2 protein-coding genes are annotated in these 2025 nt (G+C 71.8%); both read left to right on the forward strand.

Translation table 11 applies throughout. From position 1 onward, the window contains the following. Positions 1-204: 204 nt before the first annotated feature. Positions 205-1566, forward strand: a complete 1362-nt coding sequence (locus tag A5773_RS24905) for a replication-associated recombination protein A (protein WP_066946046.1) — start codon at positions 205-207, stop codon at positions 1564-1566. Further along, positions 1566-1901 carry a hypothetical protein gene (locus A5773_RS24910; RefSeq protein WP_066946044.1) on the forward strand — a complete coding sequence of 112 codons (336 nt, stop codon included), beginning with the start codon at positions 1566-1568 and terminating at the stop codon, positions 1899-1901. The genes A5773_RS24905 and A5773_RS24910 overlap by 1 nt, the downstream gene beginning before the upstream one ends. Positions 1902-2025: the final 124 nt, after the last annotated feature.

Below are 2025 nucleotides of genomic sequence, written 5' to 3' on the forward strand. Positions count from 1 at the left end.
GCGGCTGGGCGGCGGCGTCGACGTCGGTGGGGGGGCGGTGGGTAGCCCGGAGGGTTGTGCTCGCTGCCGTGGGGATCGGCCGGGGTGCCTGGATACTCGGGAGGCTGGCTCATGTCCGTCCTAGCTGTTGACTCAACCTGTGGGCACGCGCACACGGGAACTTAGCAAAGATGAGTGCTCGGCGCCCGGATTGGTTTTCGTGGTATGCCTGAAGCCGTGTCCGACGGTCTTTTTGACCTGCCCGGCGCGCCGCCGACGAGCGATCACGCCCTGGGCGTGTCGGCCGGTGCACCGTTGGCGGTGCGCATGCGGCCGGCCTCGCTGGACGAGGTGGTCGGCCAGGAGCACCTGCTGGCGCCCGGGTCGCCGCTGCGCCGCCTGGTCGAGGGATCGGGCGTCGCGTCGGCCATCCTCTACGGCCCGCCGGGCAGCGGCAAGACCACACTCGCTGCGCTGATCTCCCAGGCGACCGGCCGCCGGTTCGAGGCGCTGTCGGCGCTGTCGGCCGGGGTCAAGGACGTGCGGGCGGTCATCGAGAAGGCGCGGCATGCGCTCCTCAACGGCGAGCAGACGGTGCTGTTCATCGACGAGGTGCACCGCTTTTCCAAGACCCAGCAGGACGCCCTGCTGTCCGCGGTGGAGAACCGGGTGGTGCTGCTGGTGGCGGCAACCACCGAGAACCCGTCGTTCTCCGTGGTGGCGCCCCTGCTGTCCCGGTCGCTGATCCTGCAGTTGCGCCCGCTGGGCGCCGACGACATCCGCGCCGTCGTCCAGCGGGCGATCGACGACCCGCGCGGGCTGGGCGGGAAGGTCGCCGTGGCGCCCGACGCCGTCGACCTGCTGGTGCAGCTGGCCGCCGGCGACGCCCGCCGGGCCCTGACCGCGCTGGAGGTCGCGGCCGAATCGGCTCAGGGGGCCGGCGACTCAGTCACCGTCGAGACCATCGAGCAGTCGCTGGACAAGGCCGCGGTGCGCTATGACCGCGACGGCGACCAGCACTACGACGTCGTCAGCGCCTTCATCAAGTCGGTGCGCGGCTCGGACGTCGACGCGGCGCTGCACTACCTGGCCCGCATGCTCGTCGCGGGGGAGGACCCGCGGTTCCTCGCGCGCCGGCTGATGATCCTGGCCAGTGAGGACATCGGCATGGCCGATCCGAGCGCGCTGCAGATCGCGGTGGCGGCCGCCCAGACCGTGCAGCTGATCGGCATGCCCGAGGCGCAGCTGACGCTTGCGCACGCCACCATCCACCTGGCCACCGCGCCCAAGTCGAACTCTGTCACCACCGCGCTGGCCGCCGCGATGGACGACATCAAGGCGGGCAAGGCCGGCCTGGTGCCGCCCCATCTGCGCGACGGGCACTACTCCGGCGCGGCTGCGCTGGGACACGCGCAGGGCTACCAGTACTCGCACAACGATCCCGACGGCGTCGTCGCCCAGCAGTATCCGCCGGACGAGCTGGTGGGCGCGGACTACTACCGGCCGACCGGCCGGGGCGGCGAGCGGGAGATGGCCGGGCGGCTGGAACGGTTGCGGGCGATCATCCGCAGGAAGCGGGGACGGTGATGAAAACTTTCACTGACGAGGAGATGGGCCGGCTGCTGGCGACCACCAAGCCCTACAGCGTGGTCATCCTCAAGCGGGGGCCGCGCTTCGGCGAGGACACCACCCCGGGGACCGTCTGGGAGCACGGGCGCCGCAATTTCGGGCTGCGCGACGACGGCGTCCTGGTCATCGTGTTGCCGGTTACCGACGACTCCGAGGTCTGCGGGGTCGCGGTGTTCGCGGCCTCGGTCGACGACGCCGCCGCCATCATGGCCGACGACCCGGGCGTGGCCGCCGGCGTCTTCACCTTCGAGGTGCACCCCAGCCGCGGATTCCCGGGCGACGCGCTGCCCTGAAAGGCTTTAGGCGCGTCGAGTGTGGGCGGGCCGCCCCCCCCCGCCCCCCCCCGGGGGGCGGCCGCCCCCCCCACCGGGGGCAGCAGCATGGTTTAAAAAAAAGCCACCCCCCGGGAAAAGCGAG

The sequence above is a fragment of the Mycobacterium sp. 852014-52450_SCH5900713 genome (genome assembly GCF_001667075.1).
Lineage (GTDB): Bacteria > Actinomycetota > Actinomycetes > Mycobacteriales > Mycobacteriaceae > Mycobacterium.

Bases quoted from the DNA above. Each gene is read 5' to 3' on its own strand.
- A5773_RS24910 (WP_066946044.1), top strand. From the start codon at position 1,566: ATGAAAACTTTCACTGACGAGGAGATGGGCCGGCTGCTGGCGACCACC.
- A5773_RS24905 (WP_066946046.1), top strand. From the start codon at position 205: ATGCCTGAAGCCGTGTCCGACGGTCTTTTTGACCTGCCCGGCGCGCCG.